We start from the raw sequence: 18,753 nt of genomic DNA on the forward strand, positions 1-18,753 counted from the left end.
GCTAAATTTATTTAAAAATTATTATGCGAATAATCGCATCTAATTATCTATATTTGAGTAATGAATTCAGACAGCGACTTTATCAAAACAGTTTTCGGGCTTAAACTGAAACAGCAGCGACAAAAGAAAAATTGGTCGTTACAGGACCTTGCCGTAAAGACCGGGCTTTCAAAATCTTACCTTAACGAAATTGAAAACGGGAAGAAATATCCGAAACACGACAAGATCATTCAACTTTCAGAAGCACTCAGCTGTACTTTTGATGATCTGGTTTCTACCAAACTGGATAAGAGTCTGTCTCCGTTTAATGAAATTTTACAATCTGATTTTTTCAAAGAGGTTCCGCTGGAATTATTCGGTATTAATAAAAACAACCTCATCAGTATCATCAGTGATGCTCCTAAAAAGGTAACGGCCTTTATTAATGCGCTGATTGAGATTTCCCAAAACTATAATCTCGGAAAAGAGAGGTTTTATTTTGCTGTCCTAAGGTCATTTCAGGAGTTGTATGATAATTATTTCCCGGAAATTGAAGAAAAAGTAAACCTGTTTGCCGAAGAAAATCAATTGGAGATCAACAAGGATTTAAAATCTGATGTTCTGGAAAAAATTCTTTTGGAAAAGTTTAATTACACCATTCAGTCTGAAGGTTTTGAAAAATATGGCACTCTTGACAATCTTCGTTCTCTTTTTATCCCGGAGCGCAAATTGCTGCTTTTGAATAAAAAGCTTGAAAAGGATCAGAAGACATTTATTTTAGCAAAAGAAATAGGCTTTAATGTCCTTGAATTAAAAAATCGTCCCAATACTTATTCGTGGCTTGATTTCGGAAGTTTTGAAGAGATCCTCAACAATTTTTATGCTTCATATTTTGCCGGGGCCCTTCTAATTTCCAAAGAAATTGCCATTGAAAAAACTTCAGAATTTTTCCGGCAAAACCAATGGGCTCCTGAAAGCTTCGGAAGCCTTATCAACAGTTTCACCCATTCTCCGGAAACCTTTTATTACCGGCTGACTAATATTCTTTCGGCGGAAATGGGAATTAGAGATTTATTTTATTTGTGTCTTGTCAAAAAGAAAGGTTCAGATAAGATCCAGATTTTAAAAGAACTACACCTTAATCATCAACAGGCTCCTCACGCCAACGCCACCAATGAGCATTACTGCAGAAGATGGATAGCTGTAAAAAACCTTGATGACCTGAAGGAAAACGAAACGCTTACCGACGCACAGATTTCTCATTATAAAGATCAGGGGGTAAGTTATCTGGTTATTTCGACCTCGCAAAAAAATCCTTTCTCTGACGGAAGCAACAGAAGTTATTGCCTTGGGATTTTACTGAATTCTCAGACGATCAAAAAAGTCAATTTTGTCAAATCCCCTACGTTGCAAACCATTAATGTAGGTGTAACCTGTGAATCCTGCAGCATCCCGGACTGTGAAGTAAGACAAGCTTCGCCCGTACGACTGGAAAAGGAACATTTCAATCTCAGCATGAAAAATTCTATTGAGAAGGTGAGAAAAGATTTCGAGAGGTAAATTCAGAAATCCTGTTATGAAAGAGTGTTAAGATAAAAGGTTGATACCCATTGAAATGTATTTTATATCTTTAAGAAAAACACACTCATGATACTTGACCTATTATTTCCTAACCGCTGTATTCATTGCAACAGAATGATTGATGCTGAGTTATTGGTATGTGATTTATGTTTTGATCAGATTCATTTTACGCATTACAATTATTTTGAAAACAATCCTATCCGCGAAAAATGCAGCTTGCTCTTTCCTGTTGAGAATACCTTTGCTCTGATACAGTTTGAAAAAGAAAACCTGAGCCGGAAGCTTATCCATGAGCTCAAATATAAAGGAAGGGAGAAAGTCGGAAAAATTCTTGCAGAATGGACCACGGAAGTAGTGGATTTTAAAAACCGGAAACCCGATCTCCTGGTAAGCGTTCCTCTTCATCCGAAAAAATTAAGAGAAAGGGGATATAATCAGCTTCACCTTTTCACGGAGACATTGTCGGAATTTTACAGGATTCCGTTTGATCATCAGCTTATCAAAAGAAATCACTATTCAAAAGCCCAGGCATTAAAAGATAAGAAACACAGGCTGGAAACTGTGAATACCTTTTCTTTAACCCAACCTGTTAGCGGGCAACATATTTTACTGATCGATGATGTCTTTACTACCGGCAATACCATCTCTTCTATAGCCTGGGAGATTTTAAATTCCGGCAACAATAGGGTGAGTGTATTGGTAATGGCTATAGATGTTTAATTTTTAATTGAAAATGGAGAATTGAGAATTGAGAATTGAAAGTTGAGAGTTGAGAATTGAAAGCAGAAAATTTCATTTCTCAAGGATTGCTGTTCGACAATTTTCTTTTTTCCGTTCTTTTTTCTTAATTTTCAGGAAAACTAAATAGCAATGCTCAATTTGATTTTACTACACGGAGCCTTAGGTCACAGTGATATATTCACCCCTTACCTGGAAACATTATCGCAATATTTTAATATTCATACTCCTGTATTTTCAGGACATGGAGATACAGAACTTCCTGCGAACGGCACCAGTATAGAAAAATATACGCTGGAATTATCAGACTATTGTACAAAAAATAATCTGACAGATGTTTATATTTTTGGCCACAGCATGGGAGGCTATGTTGCTCTTTGCTATGGAATGAAAAATCCGGAAAATATAAATTCCATTATGACTTTGGGGACAAAATTTGAATGGAACGAAGAACAGGCTTTACAAGAGAGCAAAATGCTTGATCCCGATATAATCCTTGAAAAGGTTCCTCAATATGCACAGCTTTTAGAATCACAACACGGCTCAAAATGGAAACAATTACTTCCTGCCATAGCTGATCTGATGGTTAATTTAGGTAAAAATCCTCCATTGGAAAACAATCTGGCTACGATTACTATTCCTACTCAGATTATGGTAGGTGACCGAGACCATATGGTAACCATTGAAGAAAGTCTGAATGTCTACAGAACCCTCCCTAATGCAAAAATGGCCGTACTTCCGGATACAAAGCATCCTATGGATAAAGTACGACCTGATTTATTAGTAAGCTTAATAAAAGATTTCTGGAATCTTTCTTAATTTATCGCTGAAGTTTTTCTCCGTAGCTTAGGTCTCCCGCATCTCCTAAGCCAGGGGTGATATACCCTTTAGACGTTAAGTGTTCATCTATAGCTCCTACCCAAATGTAAGCATCGGGATATGCCTTTTGAACAGTTTCCACACCTTGTCTGGAAGCAATAGCTGCTACAATATGAAGCTGGGTTGGATTTCCGTTTGTCAACAAATCTTTAATAGCTTCAATTAAAGATGCGCCGGTTGCCAGCATTGGATCAGCTACAATGAGTGGTCTGTTTTCAATACTTGGACAGGTAAGGTAATCCTGTTTGATAGAAAAATAATCATTCGCATCATGTTTTCTATAAGCTGCAACAAAACCGCAATCTGCTCTGTCAAGATAATTAAGGATTCCTTCAAACAATGGAACTCCGGCTCTCAGAATAGTAGTAATAACCGGCTGTACTGCAATTTCTCTGCTTTTGATGGTATCTAAAGGAGTCTGGATTTCAACTTCTCTTTGCTCCAGTCCTTTGCTTATTTCAAAAGCTGCGATTTCTCCTATTCTTTCCATATTTCTTCGGAATCTCATCCGGTCATGTTGAACTTCAACGTTTCGAAGTTCATTAATCCATTCATTAACAAGAGAAAAATTATCTGATAATATAGTAAGCATGAAGATCTTAAATTTTTAATTAGGGTTAGTCTACATTAATTCCTGCAAAATTACAACTAAAAAACGAATTTGCATTTTAACACGAGTCATATAGATATATCTATAAAAAATCTGGCAAGGAAATCGCCTCGCCAGATTTTATGTAAAAGTCATTTTTATTTTTGTCTGAAATACACTTCAATCGGAACTCCGGTAAACCCGAATTGTTTTCTCAACTGGTTTTCAGTAAATCTCTTATAAGGCTCCTTCACATACTGTGGCAGGTTGCAGAAGAATACAAACTGTGGCGAAGGTGTAGGAAGCTGAACGCAATATTTGATTTTAATATATTTCCCTTTCAATGCCGGAGGTGGGGTGTGTTCGAAAATCGGAAGCATTACTTCATTCAATTTTGAAGTTTTGATCTTCTTTTACGATCTTCATATACTTCCATAGCAACTTCCACTGCTTTTAAGATTCTTTGTTTTGTTAATGCAGAAACAAACAGAATTGGAATATCCTGGAACTGACCGATTTTATCCTTAATTGATTTTTCAAAATCACGCATGGTATTGGTTTGCTTGTCTTCGATCAAATCCCATTTGTTGACAAGGATAACAATTCCTTTCCTGTTTTTCTGTGCAAGGCCAAAGATATTCATATCCTGAGATTCCCATCCCTGGGTAGCATCTACCATAATGATCACCACATCAGAATATTCGATAGAACGGATAGATCTCATTACGGAATAGAATTCCAGGTCTTCATTTACTTTAGACTTTCTTCTCATCCCGGCAGTATCTACCAATACAAACTCGTGTCCGAATTTATTGTACAGCGTCTGGATGCTATCTCTGGTCGTTCCTGCAATATCTGTTACGATATTTCTTTCTACATCCAATAAAGCATTGGTCATCGTAGACTTACCTACGTTAGGACGTCCTGCAATGGTAATTTTTGGTAATCCTTCGAAAGGATCTTTATATTCTGTAGTCGGAAAGTCTTTAACGATATCATCAAGCAAGTCTCCTGTTCCGGAACCCGTTGCTGAAGAAAGTGTGTAATATTTATCAATTCCTAACTGATAAAATTCTGTTGCCGGAAGTTCTTCCTTAGAAGAGTCTACCTTGTTAATAACAATATAAATCGGCTTGTTGGATCTTCTCAATATCCTGTAGATCTCATGGTCAGTATCAGTAAGCCCCTCTTCCACATTCATCATAAAGATGATAGAAGTTGCTTCATCTACTGCCAGCTGTACCTGCTTACGGATCTCTTCCTCAAAGATATCATCTGTACCTACATCATATCCTCCGGTATCAATTACCGTGAAGTCTACTCCATTCCAGTCAGATTTTCCATAATGGCGGTCTCTGGTTACACCGGCTGTAGAATCTACGATAGCTTCTCTTCTTTCTAGAAGACGGTTAAAAAGCGTGGATTTCCCTACATTGGGACGTCCAACGATTGCGACAATATTTGACATAAAAAATGTTTAATAATCCTTTGCTATGCTCAGGATAAGTTATTAATGGGTTACTCCAACTTTTGGAGCCCAATTTTTTGCAAAGATAAGGTTTTATTCTTTAGGAGTGTGGATGTAAGAAAATTTGAAAAAAAATTAAAAAATTAAAACTTTGGATATCAATCCATAAAGCCTTTACCAGTATAATTCCGTAAAATAATCTTTAATTTTCATTTTTATATTTCAAATAATTTATATAATTTCGCAGCATCAAAAACAGACCCATGGTGTAGCGGTAACACTACTGATTTTGGTTCAGTCATCTGGGGTTCGAATCCCTGTGGGTCTACAATTTAATAATTAACCACTTGATTTTCAAGTGGTTTTTGTTTTTCTAGTCAATATTTAGTCAATAAGTTTTATCTAAGCAAATTTTTAGTATTAATTCTAAATACTAATAACTGTCAAATCATTTAAATTTAATCGATGAAGGTAGTAGAAGTTGATTTTATTTCTTCCAAATATCATTACGGAAAACCTTAATCATCATTTTACAAAGAAATGTATATTTGTAAAAAAAAAAACTATATAACATAGCATGGATATAAATCAAATATTAGAAAGAGTAGATGAGTTTAATTCAGATAGAAGATATTGGTTTGTAAGAACAGATAATGGTAGACATTTTCCAGACTACATAAAAAATAACTATATTGCAATAGGTTGGAGTTACATAACCTTAAACGATATTAAGAACAGGTCAGATTCTGAGGTTAAAGAAAAAATTGCAAAAAAAGAAGGTTTAGATCCATCTAATACAAAACAGAAAGCAAAAATAACTTCAATATATAATAAAATTGAACGTTTTTCTAAATTAAAAAAGGGGGATATTATTGTTGTTCCTAGCAGAAGATCTGAAAGACTTGCATTTGGAGAAATAACCGATGATGCAAGTTTTGAATTTGACGATGCAACTGCAAGTGGCCACACTAAAAGAAGACATGTTAAATGGTTACAAAACAAAAGTATTTTTGAACTCGACCCATATTTTTTCAGATTGCGAATTAATAGGCATTCTATTAGTGATATAGGTAGTTTTGCACCATATATTGATAAAGAGATAGGAAGTCTTTTTAAGAAAGATGACAAGACACATTATGTTTTGAGTATAGAAAAACAAGACAATATTAATTTCAGAGAATTAAGTGGATTCATGGATAATATTGAAAGTTTACTCGCTGACATTTCGACAGAGTTTAATTTTAAGGAGAATAATGAAGAGTTTTATGTAAAAATGAACTTACAATCTCCTGGGAAAATGGAAATCATTAAGGGAGGAAAGTCTTTAGCTGTTTTGGCTTTTTTACTATTTTTTACTTCTTGTAAACATGACCCTGAAACAATAAAGGATCCTAAAGTTAAGAAATTTGTTATAGAGCATAGAAAGACTCTAGATAACGCTGGGGCTGAAATTGACAGCTTAGATATTAATATAGATGAAATTATAGAACCTTTTAAGAAAAATGGAAAGTAATTTTTTTTCTGGCTCAGAAAATTTGTATAAATATTTAGTTAGTGTTGGCGCATTAATGATGATTTTATCTGTGTATTATCCTTTAAATGAGATGCAGAAACTTGAAATTGTTAAAATAAATCTTAATTCTGATGTTAAAAATTTGGATTACGATATAAAAGAGAATCAAAAAAGAATAGCTAAACTCAAGAAAGAAATTAAGGAAATTACTATTTTGCCTGAGAAAAAACGCGAACTATTGAACAATATTAAAATTTCTCATAAAGCAAATATTATTAATCAAATCAAATCCGAAGCCAAGGTAGAGGAAATTGAGAAAAGAGAAGGCTATATTGCTCTATATAAATGGATTTTCTTCATATGCTTTCCATTAGGATTTGTCGTGGGGATATGGGGGTTTTGGCATTGGAGAAAGGCAAAAAAAGATGAAGATGCTAAGTGTAAATTAGAAAGAGAACTTTTACAAATCCAAGTCAACAAGGCTAGAAATGAGATAAATAATAATTCTTCGCAACCTTAATAAAGTTCCCCATTATTTAATGGTGGGAACTTTATTATAACTATTAGATTAAATATTGAATAATTAATTCATTATGACTCTTTAACATGTTTTAATATGTGGTAATGATAAAAAACAACCATCATAACAAAAATTTTTCTATATCTCCAAAGGCAATAGATTCTCTACTATTTAGCTTCTCCATCAACTTTAAATATCTCTTAGTGGGCTTACCCTTATAAAATTTCTTAAAATACTTTTTATGTAGTTCCTCATATACACCATCATCCAAACAGGCACCAAAAGACTTATCCCACTCCCTCCACCTTTTACTATGGAGCTGTTTTTCATAGTACAAATCAGAAAAAGCTGTACGGTGTAAAAAGTATCCACAATTTAAATGCAACTTTCTACAAACTTTAAAAGTACTGGGACAAACAAAAAACCAAAGTAGACCATTTCCCAGATTAGAAGGTCTTGTCATAAGCTGCACAGTGTAGTTAATCTTTTGAGATTGGTTGTAAGTATAGTCAAAGGTTATACTTCCTTTTGTCTCATTAGTATCAATAATAACAGCAATTGAACTGGTTCTATCCCCATTCTGGTTTGTCCAGTAGATGCTTTTATTTAGAAATACATTAGGTTCCAAATAGCCTAACTTTCGTAAGTCTGAAATACTTATACATTTCAATCTTTCTATTTCGTCCGGATAATTACTCAAACGTCCCATATAACTTAATTTTATTTTTAATTTTTAATCTTTCATTTTATTTCGAATAAATAACCTAAATTATTAAGGAACTTTCTATTTATCTTCAGCTTATTCCCGAGCATATCCTTTATTTATCATGCTTAGGAACGCATAAAATATATTCTAAAACACATCTTCATTTAAGTCATTTGCTTTTAAATTCTTGCATCATTAATTTTAGACTTTTTAGCCCTATATCTGAACGGTAATAAAGTCTAAACTTTTGTTTTTCACCTCACATAAGTTATTGGTAAAAAGGTCTAATCTTTTCTCTGTTAAGTTTTCTATTTTCTGCTTAATCAGCTCCAAAACTTTTCCTTTCAGATTTTGAGAATATTTTAAAGTCATTTCCTGAAATTTTTTCTTATGATAATATTTATCTTTTTTGTTCAAGTTAACCCAATAGTTCGGGTTGCGATAGTCTTTCAGTTTATTGATTTCTGATCGTCTCATTTTGGTTTCATCTGTTGTATAATCATAGAAATATATTTCATGAAATTCCTTTAATAGAAGGTTTTTGAAAGAAATAAGCATTTTAGATTTAACAATATCTGATAAATAAACAACTCCTAAATCATTCAAAGTACTCATTTTTAAAAACTTTATTTCAAACCGTAATGTATTCGCTTGCAATTGTTTTTCTATAGTAGCTTTCAAACAATGAATCTTTCTCTGCTCATTCTCCTTTTCAATATTCGGCCTCCTCGCTAGTCTTTTTAATTTCTTTTCATACTGAGCTGTTTTATTGTAAATTTTAATAATGTATTCTGTTTTAGCAGACTGATAATAAAAAGAACCTGAAATGGTTTTGTTAAACTCTACTGATCGGTGGAAAAGTAAGTTTTGAAGTATTTTGTTAGGATCAAATGGCAATTGAATATTTACACCAATTTCAATATTTTCGAGCCTGCAACATTCAGGTTTCAATCCAAGTTCTTTTTCAAGGTCGTTTAATGCTGTGGAAATATTATGTACATCTAAATCATTTCCATTAAAATCTGTACGATTAAAAAATTTATGAATGCTTCCCTTAATCAAAATTCTGTTAGAGGGGTATTTCGTGATTTCTATTCCAAAATAATCGCCTACTTTTTTATTATCTGTCTCACCCGTTTCATCATTCACAGAAATAATAAAATCAGTTTTATTGGTGGGAAGCTTATAATCGTTGTCCGTATAATGAAATTTTACAAAGTCGGCCGGCATAATCTCAATCTTTGAACAGTCCAGTGGTCACATCTTTATAAAGTATATTACTTAAAAGAATATGGCTGATACTTGCTTGTTATCACTATACTTTGAACTACACCTTTTATCTTTTCAGCAAGTTCTGATTTCTTACACGGATAAAACTCACGAACAATAATCAATTCAATTATCTGAGCTTCTCTAGGATAATATATAAGGCATAAAACCTTTTTATTTTCGACAAATAAATCCACAAAGTAGAAATGGCTTATTCCTACAGGTTTTAATCCAAGTTTTGTACATATAGACCAATTAGAAGCATCACGAAACCACAAAAGATTATTGAGCCCACTAAAAGTATTATATCCATTGTTTTTCTCAAGACGAATCACTTCAGGCAAAACAATTGTGCTAACAGATTTTGTTACTTTTCTGTTTTTATACTGCCTGAAAGTTTTTCTAACCTCATCTAATTGATAGATAATAGTCTGGTAGTTACTAGAAGCTGTCATAATAGAAAATTTAATCGTTAATTATCATTGCATTTTCTATTTCGTCAAGTCTGTAGTATACTCTTGAACCCAGTTTGTAGGATTTCAGTATTCCACGTTTACGCCACTCGTGAATTGTAGGCTTGGTAACTCCAAATCTTTCACAGATGTCATCTGCTGAAAGGTAACGTTTGGGCTCATTTTCTTTAAATGTTTTTTCTAAATCGGTCAGTAAAGATTCTTTCACTTTACTTACAATTTCGCTGATGAGGTTGTCTGGTTCTACACCAATAAAATTTATAGATTCCATTGTATTGTGAGTTTTATTTGTTTCACAATACAAAGTTTGAAATTATCTTTACCCTATTTTATTCTCTTGGGGTAGCTTTGTGGTAGCTTTGTGGTAGAAAATCACTTAAAAAAGTCTTTAAAAAGTCTTTGAATTATAGAAATTTCTAATTTTATTTTTATGTTTTTCTGTAATCTGATAATCTTTTGAGGATTTATTTTTTGTTTTTCTGTTCAAGCAATACTTTTTTACATTACTATAGCTTCCCCCAATCAGATTTTGGATAATTTTATATTCATTTTCTGGAGAAACTCCATCTTTAATAAGTTTAGCAAAAACTCCTAATTTCTCCAATAAAACAATTTTTTCAGGAATGGAAAAAATACTTTTATCATCTGTTGCTGCCTTTGTATTATTTTCCTGCTCTTTTTCAGGATTTATTTTCTCTAAAATAAACTGATTTATTTGTTTTACCTCATCTAAAAAAAGAATATATCGGTCAAAATTAAAGAGAATACGCGCTTCTCCAGACTCTCCTTCTTCAAATAGAATTTCCCCTCTCTCATTTTTTACTGGCTCATCATAGTCATCATATACTACTCTTTCTTTGACAATGACTTTATTTATATAAAAAAAGGGGGTTAACAGGTAAATAACATTATTAAATATAAATCTTTCATGACTGACGTAATCTGTAAAATCACCATCAAAACTATAGAGAAAATCAGCTACTTTTTTATTATTGGTCAATTTGAATTTCTCCTTAAAATTGCTTTCTAGCACACCTATAAAAATGGAAGTATAATTAATAATGTCATATTCGTACGCAATCCCAACAGCTCCGAATGACATATCTGAAAGTACATATCTATGATCCTCTTGATCAAATTCTCTATAACCGACGTAATATCCTGCACAAGAATATAAATTATCAAGATATTCTACTTCTGTTCCTGTAGAGTTTTCGTTAAGCCATTTTTTTAAATCATTCTGATAATTATCTTTAAACTCTTGAAATGTATAATAAAAAGGATAATCCATGTAATTTAGTATTTGGAATCACTAAGATAATGGAATAATGCGACAAATTATGTCGTATATTATAAAAAGTATTTTTAAATACAAGATAATTATTGGGATTGAATGATCTTATATTTTGTTCTTGTTAAAAACTACATTAAAACCAATTATGAATTTTCTGAACTCAAAAATTATCATGTTCTTCAATAATGGATTGTCTCGTTCTGGAATAACTTTATATTCATTTTTAATGTCCTTTGTTCCAATCAATATTGATGTCAATTACTTTAGTAATATATCGTTTTTATATAGTAAAACCACCGCAGTCGCAGTGGTTTTTACTTTTATTCAAGGATATGAGCGAGACACTAGCCCTAGCAAAGAGGAGCTTAGCGAAATTTTTCATGAACTCCATCATTTTTAAAATGTTTTAGTAAATCTAAAAGTTTCATATAGTTTCATTTATAACACTTTAATATCATAGTTTAATCCTTTGAAACACTAATTTTTTTATTTTCCATTAAGAATCTATATCCAAAAGGTATTGCTAAATATCCTAAAATATCAGCACGTGTAAATGCAACATGATGATAGTGGACTGTCATTAAAGATTCGATATTATCATCATAATCATCAGTAATTAGCCACCAGCCTGACATATTTTCAGGTGATTCATACCTAATCGCCTCTATATCTTTACCTTCATAAACTCCTTTAGAAATAACAACCATCTGGTTGAAATTAGGAAATTGAGTTGGCAATCCATAATGTGCACATATTTCCGACTGATTTCGAATAATTGAAATTGCAGTATCACAACCTTTATTAAATTCACTTCCATCAGAATTGATTTCATATATATCATAGAAATTTTCTTCTAACCGAAACTGCAATAGCCAGGAGTAATATGCAATATTCTCTTTATCAGAAATTATTGGTCTATTCTCAACAATATAATCAATAAAAAATTTTATAATACTTACATAATCATCTTGATCATTAACACCCTTAATTACTCTTATTTCCTTACCTATGTAAGACGCTAACCCTTTAGTTTTAACATAAATATTATCATTTATGCTTATTTCAATTTCTTTATATATTATCATAATTGTAATTATATTAATTACTTATCTTTGGTAAAACACCTTGTTTTTTCATTCCCCCAATGATCCCACCTTGACTTGAGCTGCAAAATCTACAATGAGGGTAAAAGGTTTGAGGCCATCCACTTGGGATTAAAGCATTTGCAGGTTGATGATCTAAAATAAAATTACCCGATTTAGTTCCTGGACTTTTTTGCCCACATGTGTGGCAACCCAAACTATATCCTTGTTCATTAATAACTTTTCTTTCATCAACAGTAAAATTTCTACTTTTTCCATTTTTTGCTACTAGCCCTTCACCTGCGAAAGGTCCAGCATTTAATGTTCCATTTTTAGCAACTGCATTTTTTGAAATCGCTTTAGCTTCCTCTTTAAGAATACTTTTTTCTACAGCTAATAGTTTTAAGGCATCATCTGTATTTCTTGTCATTATCAAGAAAGGCAATGCGGCATACTTCATATTGCTCTTATCAGAACCAGAAATAACCATTCCTATTCCTTCATAAATTCCCCAAGGATCACCTGCTCCTCCCATATACCTGATTGGACCATCATTTCTCACCCCTATCATGGGATCAAGTCTTCCGCCTCCATTCTGGTAATTAAATCCTGCAAGGGACTGATTAAATGCCATTCCCATTGCTAAGATATTCGGAAGATAGTTATCTCCTAAATTCCAATTATAAAATTTTCCTTTTCCAGTGATATTAACTTCAATGGTAGTAACAATCGCGCCAATACCGCCTTCCTCATAGTTGGAATTAAGACTTTTGTAACCACCATCATATCCTAATAAAATACCATTTCCATTCTCTAAACCAAATTTTGTATTAAACCACGTCCCAGATCCTAAATTAAAAGCGGTATTAATCAATCCTTCAGCAGACATTGAAGCACCGCCTCCGCCACCACTGTATCCTGTGTCTATAGATCCAAATTCAGCACCTCCTCTTCCTAACCAATTAGGATTGATCCAAGTTGAGGGAGCATCAGGTCTGGTATCTGTAGGCATCGAAAACTGACGAGGTTGCATCCCATCCGGATCTATAAAGCTTATCGGGTTGTTAAAGGCATAATTATAAGGAGAATATCTTCTCATAGCTTCTGCCATAGGATCTATAACGCCCCATCTTCCTAGATCAGGCATATACATTCTAGCTTCAAAATCATACATTCCTGTTTCCTGGAGTTCTTTACCTCCAAACTTGTAAGAATGATAATTAGAGAATGGGGACATGTTACTGCCTCCAATATGGTTGAGCCCAAATGGATAGTAGTTGTTGGTTCCGGTAATTTCAGGAGCACCTGCGCTGTTTCTTGTGAAACTTACTCTTACATTACCTAAATGGTCTTTGTATTGGTAAATATAACGGTTTTCCGTGAAACTATAAAAGCCTTCTGCGGTAGGGATAAAATCCAATGTCCATAAAGGTCCGCCGGGGAAAACAGGACCAATAATTTTGGTATAGGCCTGCTCTTCATAGGCACTTTCAGTTTTACAGGTACGGCATCCTTGTCCATCATCTATATTGGTATACTGAAAGCCATCCAGATAATCTGTGGTTTGCGTTCTGGGTAGTCCCATATAAGCCTGTTGAACAGATATTTTTCGGAGTTTTGCTCCGTCTGCTCTATAGATGTGATCAATATTTGTGTTAGACACTTTTCCTGCCCCATTGGTTGATGAAATAGATAACTGATTCTGAAGACTTAACAGATTATAACCCATCTTCTGAATTCCCTTATCCTTCATATTGATCATATTTCCGTTCAAGTCATAGTCAATCGTATTATTTCCGCCTTCATATCCGGTGTCGTTCAATGCGTTTTCAATGACTTTATCCAAACGGTTTCCGGTATACTGATACACCAGGTCATCAACCTGAGTGGCCGTAGTTCCTGTTATTGGAAAAGCATTCCTTTTCAGGGTTTTGATGTTTCCGTTCAGGTCATAAGTCGCATATTCATTATAATAATTGTTATACGGATTGGTCGTATTGGGTTCTGTATATATGGCATCTTTTAACCTGTTTAACGGATCATAGGTGTAAGAATATCTTTTCAATACGCCGTCTGAAGCAGACTTCCAGTCAATTTCAGAGATATTTCCATTGCTTTTTCCCGGAGCAATATTGGTGTAGGCCGGGTTCTGGTATTTCAGTTCATACCCGAACAGTTTAGTGCCCAATGCTACCGGATCATTGATTTTCGTAAGAGCCCCACGAATGTCATACTGATAATCGATACTCTCCAGACCATTTCCTACTTTTTTGTTGGTGATCTGTGACAATTCATTATAGGCATTTTCAGCCAGCATTTCCACAGCTTGCCCTCCTACCTGATGACGATGTCTGATCATTCTGTTTTGTCCGTCATAATCAAAACTTTGGGCAATGACCATTTCTTTATCACCACTCAGTCTTTTGTGATATATTTTGGTCTGTTTTGTTACACCTGCAAAATCCAGCTCATTTTCAATTCTGCTATAACCACCTAGGTGATTGATAGTGTATGTACTTATCAATCTTCCTTCAGCATCGTAATACGCATAATTCTTTGTCCAGTTATCATCCTCAATATTTTTGACAAAACTGAGGGTAGGCATTGCCTGTGTGTTTACCACTGCATTTCCCGTATCAGAAATAACAGGTTTTCCTAACACAGAAGATGGAAAAGGCGGATTAAAACTGTAGGCTGGATAGGTATCATAATAGTTGATTGATAGCAGTTTTACCCAACCAGCCACAGGATAAGTACTATTAGGATTATAATATACATCCATTCCTTCCCGGTTAAAGAAAACAGATGAAGTTCTACTAACATTATTGCTACCATACGCGGTGGCTATAATCTGTTCAGCACTTCTTCCTCCACCTGAATTTATCCCGGTAAATGTTACTCTTCCGAACTTATCATATTTAGTGTACAACCATTGTCCTTTTTCTCTTAAGTTGGCATCCTGAGTGGCTACCGGTCTGTCCTGAGCATCATAGATCATATAATCCCAGCCTCTCCCAGGGACTTTTTTCTCTACCAACCTCCCCTGTCCGTCGTAGCGATACTGGTAACAGAGATTATCCAATGTGGCCTGATCAGGAGTCGTACCCGTTACGGCCATCGGAGGAATGACATAGACCAGTTGTCCGTATTCATTGTGGAGATAGTAGGTATCTACATTTTGTGCCCCGTCATTTTTTCTAACGAGGATGGTTTCTCCTTTTCCGTTTTTAAATTCCGTACCGGTATTTCCGTCGGGATCGGTTATCGTATTTTTTCCCAATTGATTGGCAGGGTAAAAAACAGGCCCGGAAATAGCGGTTTCCGTCCTGCCGTCTACCCAGGTAGTGGTTACGCTATATTTTCTGACTTCGCCGTCAATATTGGTTCCGTATCCAAGGCCTACAGGCTTTTGAGACCATGTATTTCCGGCAGGAACCACCTGGCTGACACGGCCTGCAAACAGATTATCATATTTTTTTTCCGTATAAATTTTTTCATTCCCATAGCCCGCAGCAGGAGCATTGGCTAATGGATTGGCGTAAAGTGCCCCGTTCTGACTTCCGTTTTGAGGAACAGGATAATAACTTTTAGCCTGTCTTCCCTGGGCATCGTATTCCACAGGTAATACCACATCTCTTCCCAAAGGGGTCGCTTTAATGGCTATCGACTGGATGGGTCTTCCCAATCCATCAAAATACTGTACAGATTCTGATTTTTTAGTACAGTCTCCATCCATACAGGTTTTACTGTAGACATAGTTCTCATTAGTGCTGAGGTTGGTTTGCGCAAAGGAAATTCCCGCTACAAACAAGAGATTGAATCCTACTATAATTTTTTTCATGGTATTAGTGTTTGTAGTTGTATTGATTCTCCGTCAGGGTTTTTCCATCTGAATCTTTTACTTTAATTAATCTTCCCGCCGTATCATACGCATTGGTGGTTCTGATTCCGTTAGCTGATATGGAATTGGTTATTCCAACCAAAGGATCATACGTTGAAGTGGTAATACTGAAGTCTTTCAGCGCCGGATCTTTTCTTAAGGTATCCAATGCCTGAAGCAATGCAGGTTCATTAGCTGGGTTATCATTATCTGCATCAGAAGCTGCAATGGCAGCAGTTACACTGGACAAAGAAGCAACTTGAGCATAAGATGCTCCTGCAATAACAGCAATAGGCAACTTTTGATTATATCCCCAGACGGTCGTACTTGGAATACCGTTTTTTCCGGTGGCTTGCACCAGGTTTCCTTTACTATCGTAGACATCAAGGGTAGAAGTCGTAACCGGAGCCTGGGTTTGTCTGTCGTATACTATAACAGAGCTTGGATACAAATGAGATCCATTATCAAATTTGGTTTCCGACTTCCCGATTGTTTTTCCGTTTTCTTTTACTTCTGACTCAAGTAAAACCCCCGTCATATTGGCTTCCAGTAATCTGGTGTGGTTTTTATCCTGAGCATACTTATAGAACGTTTCTGTTACCGTTCCGTCAGGAGCGATACTTTTGGAGCTGGAAGGTTTGAAATTGTCTGCTCTCACATTATTTTCCCCTGAACTTTGCAGGAAAGAAGATGCGGTACCGGAAGGATACGCCACAGAACTTGTTTTGGTCTGGCTGGTAAATGCAGGTTTGGAGTAGGTTTTTGTGTCTCCTATTTCATAGACACTATTATCTACTTCCGTGAAAGTATAATTATATTCATCTTTGGCCAGCAACTGATTACTATCACTATAGATTTCTTTTTTTTCTAACACCCCTGACTTCACCAGATTATGGTAAGGACGAAGGGGAACAGTGTTTCCATTATAGACATAAGAATAGGAAGGATATTCTGATGGAAGTTTAAAATAATATTGACTGTAGCCCTTTCCTGAATCTTCGCTTACCTTTACATTCCTGTATATCACTTCACCTGATTGCATCTCTCCACTGGTATCTGTTGAATTCAATTTATTATAGCTGTATGACATCGACTGGATCGGCATTGTGCTACTTACATCATTATATCTGTTGATGGATTTGATTCTCATCCCTGCAGGACTTGAGTTCCTGTAAGGACCCGGTTTATACATCAATTCTGTATAAGAAAAATTACCGCTTCCCCCATGGACATAAGGAATCGTAATGGTAACGGTATATTGTCCCGGATAGTTATAAAACTTCTTTCCCGACACCTTAGTATTGGCAAAAATGGTTTCATTCCCTCTCTTTAAAGTATAGGACATTTTCTGGTTCTCCTTTATGGGTGGCGGTATGGTAGGAAATCCTGTATTGGGATCAATCGGTCCTGGTATAAGATTATACTCAATAGCAAAGTCAAACCATAATGTTTTTTTCTTGGTAGGATCTCCCGGAATGGTAAACGTGTAAGTTAGCGATTGAGTAGTATCAAAATTCTGCAATGGATACTGCTGAGTATATTGAATACACATATCAATAAGGTCGCCACTTATTGATTCCAGATAAGCTGCTGAGTTTCTATCCTTATAAACCTCTCCGGTTTCATAGACATATTCTGTTGCGCCTTTTGTCGGGAAAATAATTTTATTCAGCATTCCGTAAGGTTTGATGATCTGTGTGCCCCCACAATTTAAGCTTCCTGAAGAGTTTGAACTTAAAGGGTTATATAAAAATGACGTTTCTTCCAAAACGGTCTGCCCATCCATTTTTTTGATCTTATCCAACTGTCTTATTTTTGAAGTACTTTCTACAGAACCCGAAGGAAACGGATAAGAATATTCAAAGGCATATTCTGCGGTTTTGGCGTATTTGTTATTGAGAATAATCTTTTTAATACTATAAGGCTCATTCTTTGTTTTTTCCAGTGCCTCATCATAATCGTACACCATTTCTATATTTCCGAAAGCCGTGCTTATTTTTTCCAGCTGGCAGGTTTTATAGAAAAGTGTGGTTTTATCGTCAAGATATTTAGCTTCTTTTTTATAGGTAAAGCTGGCGACCTCCACTCCGCTGGCATTTTTGATGCTGCTCAGATAAAATGCAGAATTGAATTCTGTAGAAGAGATCTCACCAATATCATTACTACTTAATAGCGCAGCAATTGAACTGTCATTAAAGTGATAGGTATTTCCCTGGTCATCAGTAATGGTAAAGGAATCTACGATAAGCGTTGCTACGTTATTTTTTCTGGTATAGGCTATCTTAACATGATTGAGTGGGGAGAGGTCAATCAGGCTAAAGCTATTCTGCTGTATATTTCTTTCGATTTTAAACTTTCCTGAAAGACCGGGAACACTGTAATAGTATTCGTCATCAAACACATTTTTCTCATAATCCGGGCTGTTCAGATCCTGATGGATTTCATCCAGCAAACCGTTAATTTTTCTGGAAATAGCTCCTCCTTTAGGCATAAACCAGCCTGCCCCCATTTCTCCTACCGTTTCACCAGAACCCGCACGGTCATAGCTGAGCTGCAACCCCACTCCGGAACCATATCCCGGAAGACTCAGTAATGGCATTGAGATTTCAGGAACTCCCGACGCAAGAGAAGGCGGATTATCATTAAAACTGGCAAGAGGGGCCAGAGAAGGAACGGGATTGGGCATATTTCCAAAATTGACTCCTTGAAAGTTATTAAGCTGTCCCATGGCAGTCCCGCACCATAAGGCCAGAACCGCAGCATAAAAATAATTTTTCTTCAT

The 18,753-nt window shown here is 35.1% G+C and carries 14 protein-coding genes, 1 tRNA gene and 1 pseudogene; 6 read left to right on the plus strand and 10 right to left on the minus strand.

The genetic code is table 11. From position 1 onward, the window contains the following. Positions 1-60: 60 nt before the first annotated feature. The 3 genes from H3Z85_03410 to H3Z85_03420 all read left to right on the plus strand — a co-directional run bounded on the left by H3Z85_03410 (position 61) and on the right by H3Z85_03420 (position 3,117). On the plus strand, positions 61-1,539 hold the full coding sequence (locus H3Z85_03410; GenBank protein ID QPQ52534.1) for a helix-turn-helix transcriptional regulator: 1,479 nt from the start codon (positions 61-63) through the stop codon (positions 1,537-1,539). 87 nt (positions 1,540-1,626) lie between these two features. After that, positions 1,627-2,280, plus strand: coding sequence for a ComF family protein (locus H3Z85_03415; protein QPQ52535.1), 654 nt, complete (start codon positions 1,627-1,629; stop codon positions 2,278-2,280). A gap of 150 nt (positions 2,281-2,430) precedes the next feature. Then, on the plus strand, positions 2,431-3,117 hold the full coding sequence (locus H3Z85_03420; GenBank protein ID QPQ52536.1) for an alpha/beta hydrolase: 687 nt from the start codon (positions 2,431-2,433) through the stop codon (positions 3,115-3,117). 1 nt (position 3,118) lies between these two features. Here the strand turns inward: H3Z85_03420 and upp are convergent, their stop codons facing one another. Further along, the gene (gene upp, locus H3Z85_03425; protein ID QPQ52537.1) at positions 3,119-3,769 is read right to left on the minus strand and encodes a uracil phosphoribosyltransferase; all 651 of its coding nucleotides are present in this window, start codon (positions 3,767-3,769) and stop codon (positions 3,119-3,121) included. Between the two features lie 155 nt (positions 3,770-3,924). Further along, positions 3,925-5,234: pseudogene (der, locus tag H3Z85_03430) on the minus strand (ribosome biogenesis GTPase Der). 257 nt (positions 5,235-5,491) lie between these two features. Here der and H3Z85_03435 point away from each other — a divergent pair. From H3Z85_03435 to H3Z85_03445, 3 genes are all read left to right on the plus strand, one after another. After that, positions 5,492-5,562 (plus strand) — tRNA-Gln (locus tag H3Z85_03435). Positions 5,563-5,811: 249 nt separating this feature from the next. Then, positions 5,812-6,747, plus strand: a complete 936-nt coding sequence (locus H3Z85_03440) for a hypothetical protein (protein QPQ52538.1) — start codon at positions 5,812-5,814, stop codon at positions 6,745-6,747. After that, positions 6,737-7,267, plus strand: a complete 531-nt coding sequence (locus H3Z85_03445) for a hypothetical protein (GenBank protein ID QPQ52539.1) — start codon at positions 6,737-6,739, stop codon at positions 7,265-7,267. The genes H3Z85_03440 and H3Z85_03445 overlap by 11 nt, the downstream gene beginning before the upstream one ends. A 121-nt stretch (positions 7,268-7,388) precedes the next feature. Here the strand turns inward: H3Z85_03445 and H3Z85_03450 are convergent, their stop codons facing one another. The 8 genes from H3Z85_03450 to H3Z85_03485 all read right to left on the minus strand — a co-directional run bounded on the left by H3Z85_03450 (position 7,389) and on the right by H3Z85_03485 (position 18,753). Continuing rightward, positions 7,389-7,976, minus strand: coding sequence for a hypothetical protein (locus H3Z85_03450; GenBank protein ID QPQ52540.1), 588 nt, complete (start codon positions 7,974-7,976; stop codon positions 7,389-7,391). 213 nt (positions 7,977-8,189) lie between these two features. Continuing rightward, the gene (locus tag H3Z85_03455) at positions 8,190-9,203 is read right to left on the minus strand and encodes a hypothetical protein (GenBank protein ID QPQ52541.1); all 1,014 of its coding nucleotides are present in this window, start codon (positions 9,201-9,203) and stop codon (positions 8,190-8,192) included. Between the two features lie 47 nt (positions 9,204-9,250). Continuing rightward, the gene (locus tag H3Z85_03460) at positions 9,251-9,697 is read right to left on the minus strand and encodes a hypothetical protein (GenBank protein QPQ52542.1); all 447 of its coding nucleotides are present in this window, start codon (positions 9,695-9,697) and stop codon (positions 9,251-9,253) included. Positions 9,698-9,707: 10 nt separating this feature from the next. Next, positions 9,708-9,986 carry a helix-turn-helix domain-containing protein gene (locus H3Z85_03465; protein QPQ52543.1) on the minus strand — a complete coding sequence of 93 codons (279 nt, stop codon included), beginning with the start codon at positions 9,984-9,986 and terminating at the stop codon, positions 9,708-9,710. 117 nt (positions 9,987-10,103) lie between these two features. After that, positions 10,104-11,006, minus strand: coding sequence for a hypothetical protein (locus tag H3Z85_03470; protein QPQ52544.1), 903 nt, complete (start codon positions 11,004-11,006; stop codon positions 10,104-10,106). Between the two features lie 464 nt (positions 11,007-11,470). Then, the gene (locus tag H3Z85_03475; protein ID QPQ52545.1) at positions 11,471-12,094 is read right to left on the minus strand and encodes a hypothetical protein; all 624 of its coding nucleotides are present in this window, start codon (positions 12,092-12,094) and stop codon (positions 11,471-11,473) included. A 13-nt stretch (positions 12,095-12,107) separates the two neighbouring features. Next, a complete protein-coding gene (locus tag H3Z85_03480; GenBank protein ID QPQ52546.1) occupies positions 12,108-15,932 on the minus strand; it encodes an RHS repeat-associated core domain-containing protein in 3,825 nt (1,274 codons plus the stop codon). Positions 15,933-15,936: 4 nt separating this feature from the next. Next, positions 15,937-18,753: an RHS repeat protein gene (locus tag H3Z85_03485; protein QPQ52547.1), complete on the minus strand. Its 2,817-nt coding sequence runs from the start codon at positions 18,751-18,753 to the stop codon at positions 15,937-15,939.

The organism is Chryseobacterium indologenes (assembly GCA_016025055.1).
In the GTDB taxonomy this organism is placed as follows: domain Bacteria; phylum Bacteroidota; class Bacteroidia; order Flavobacteriales; family Weeksellaceae; genus Chryseobacterium; species Chryseobacterium indologenes.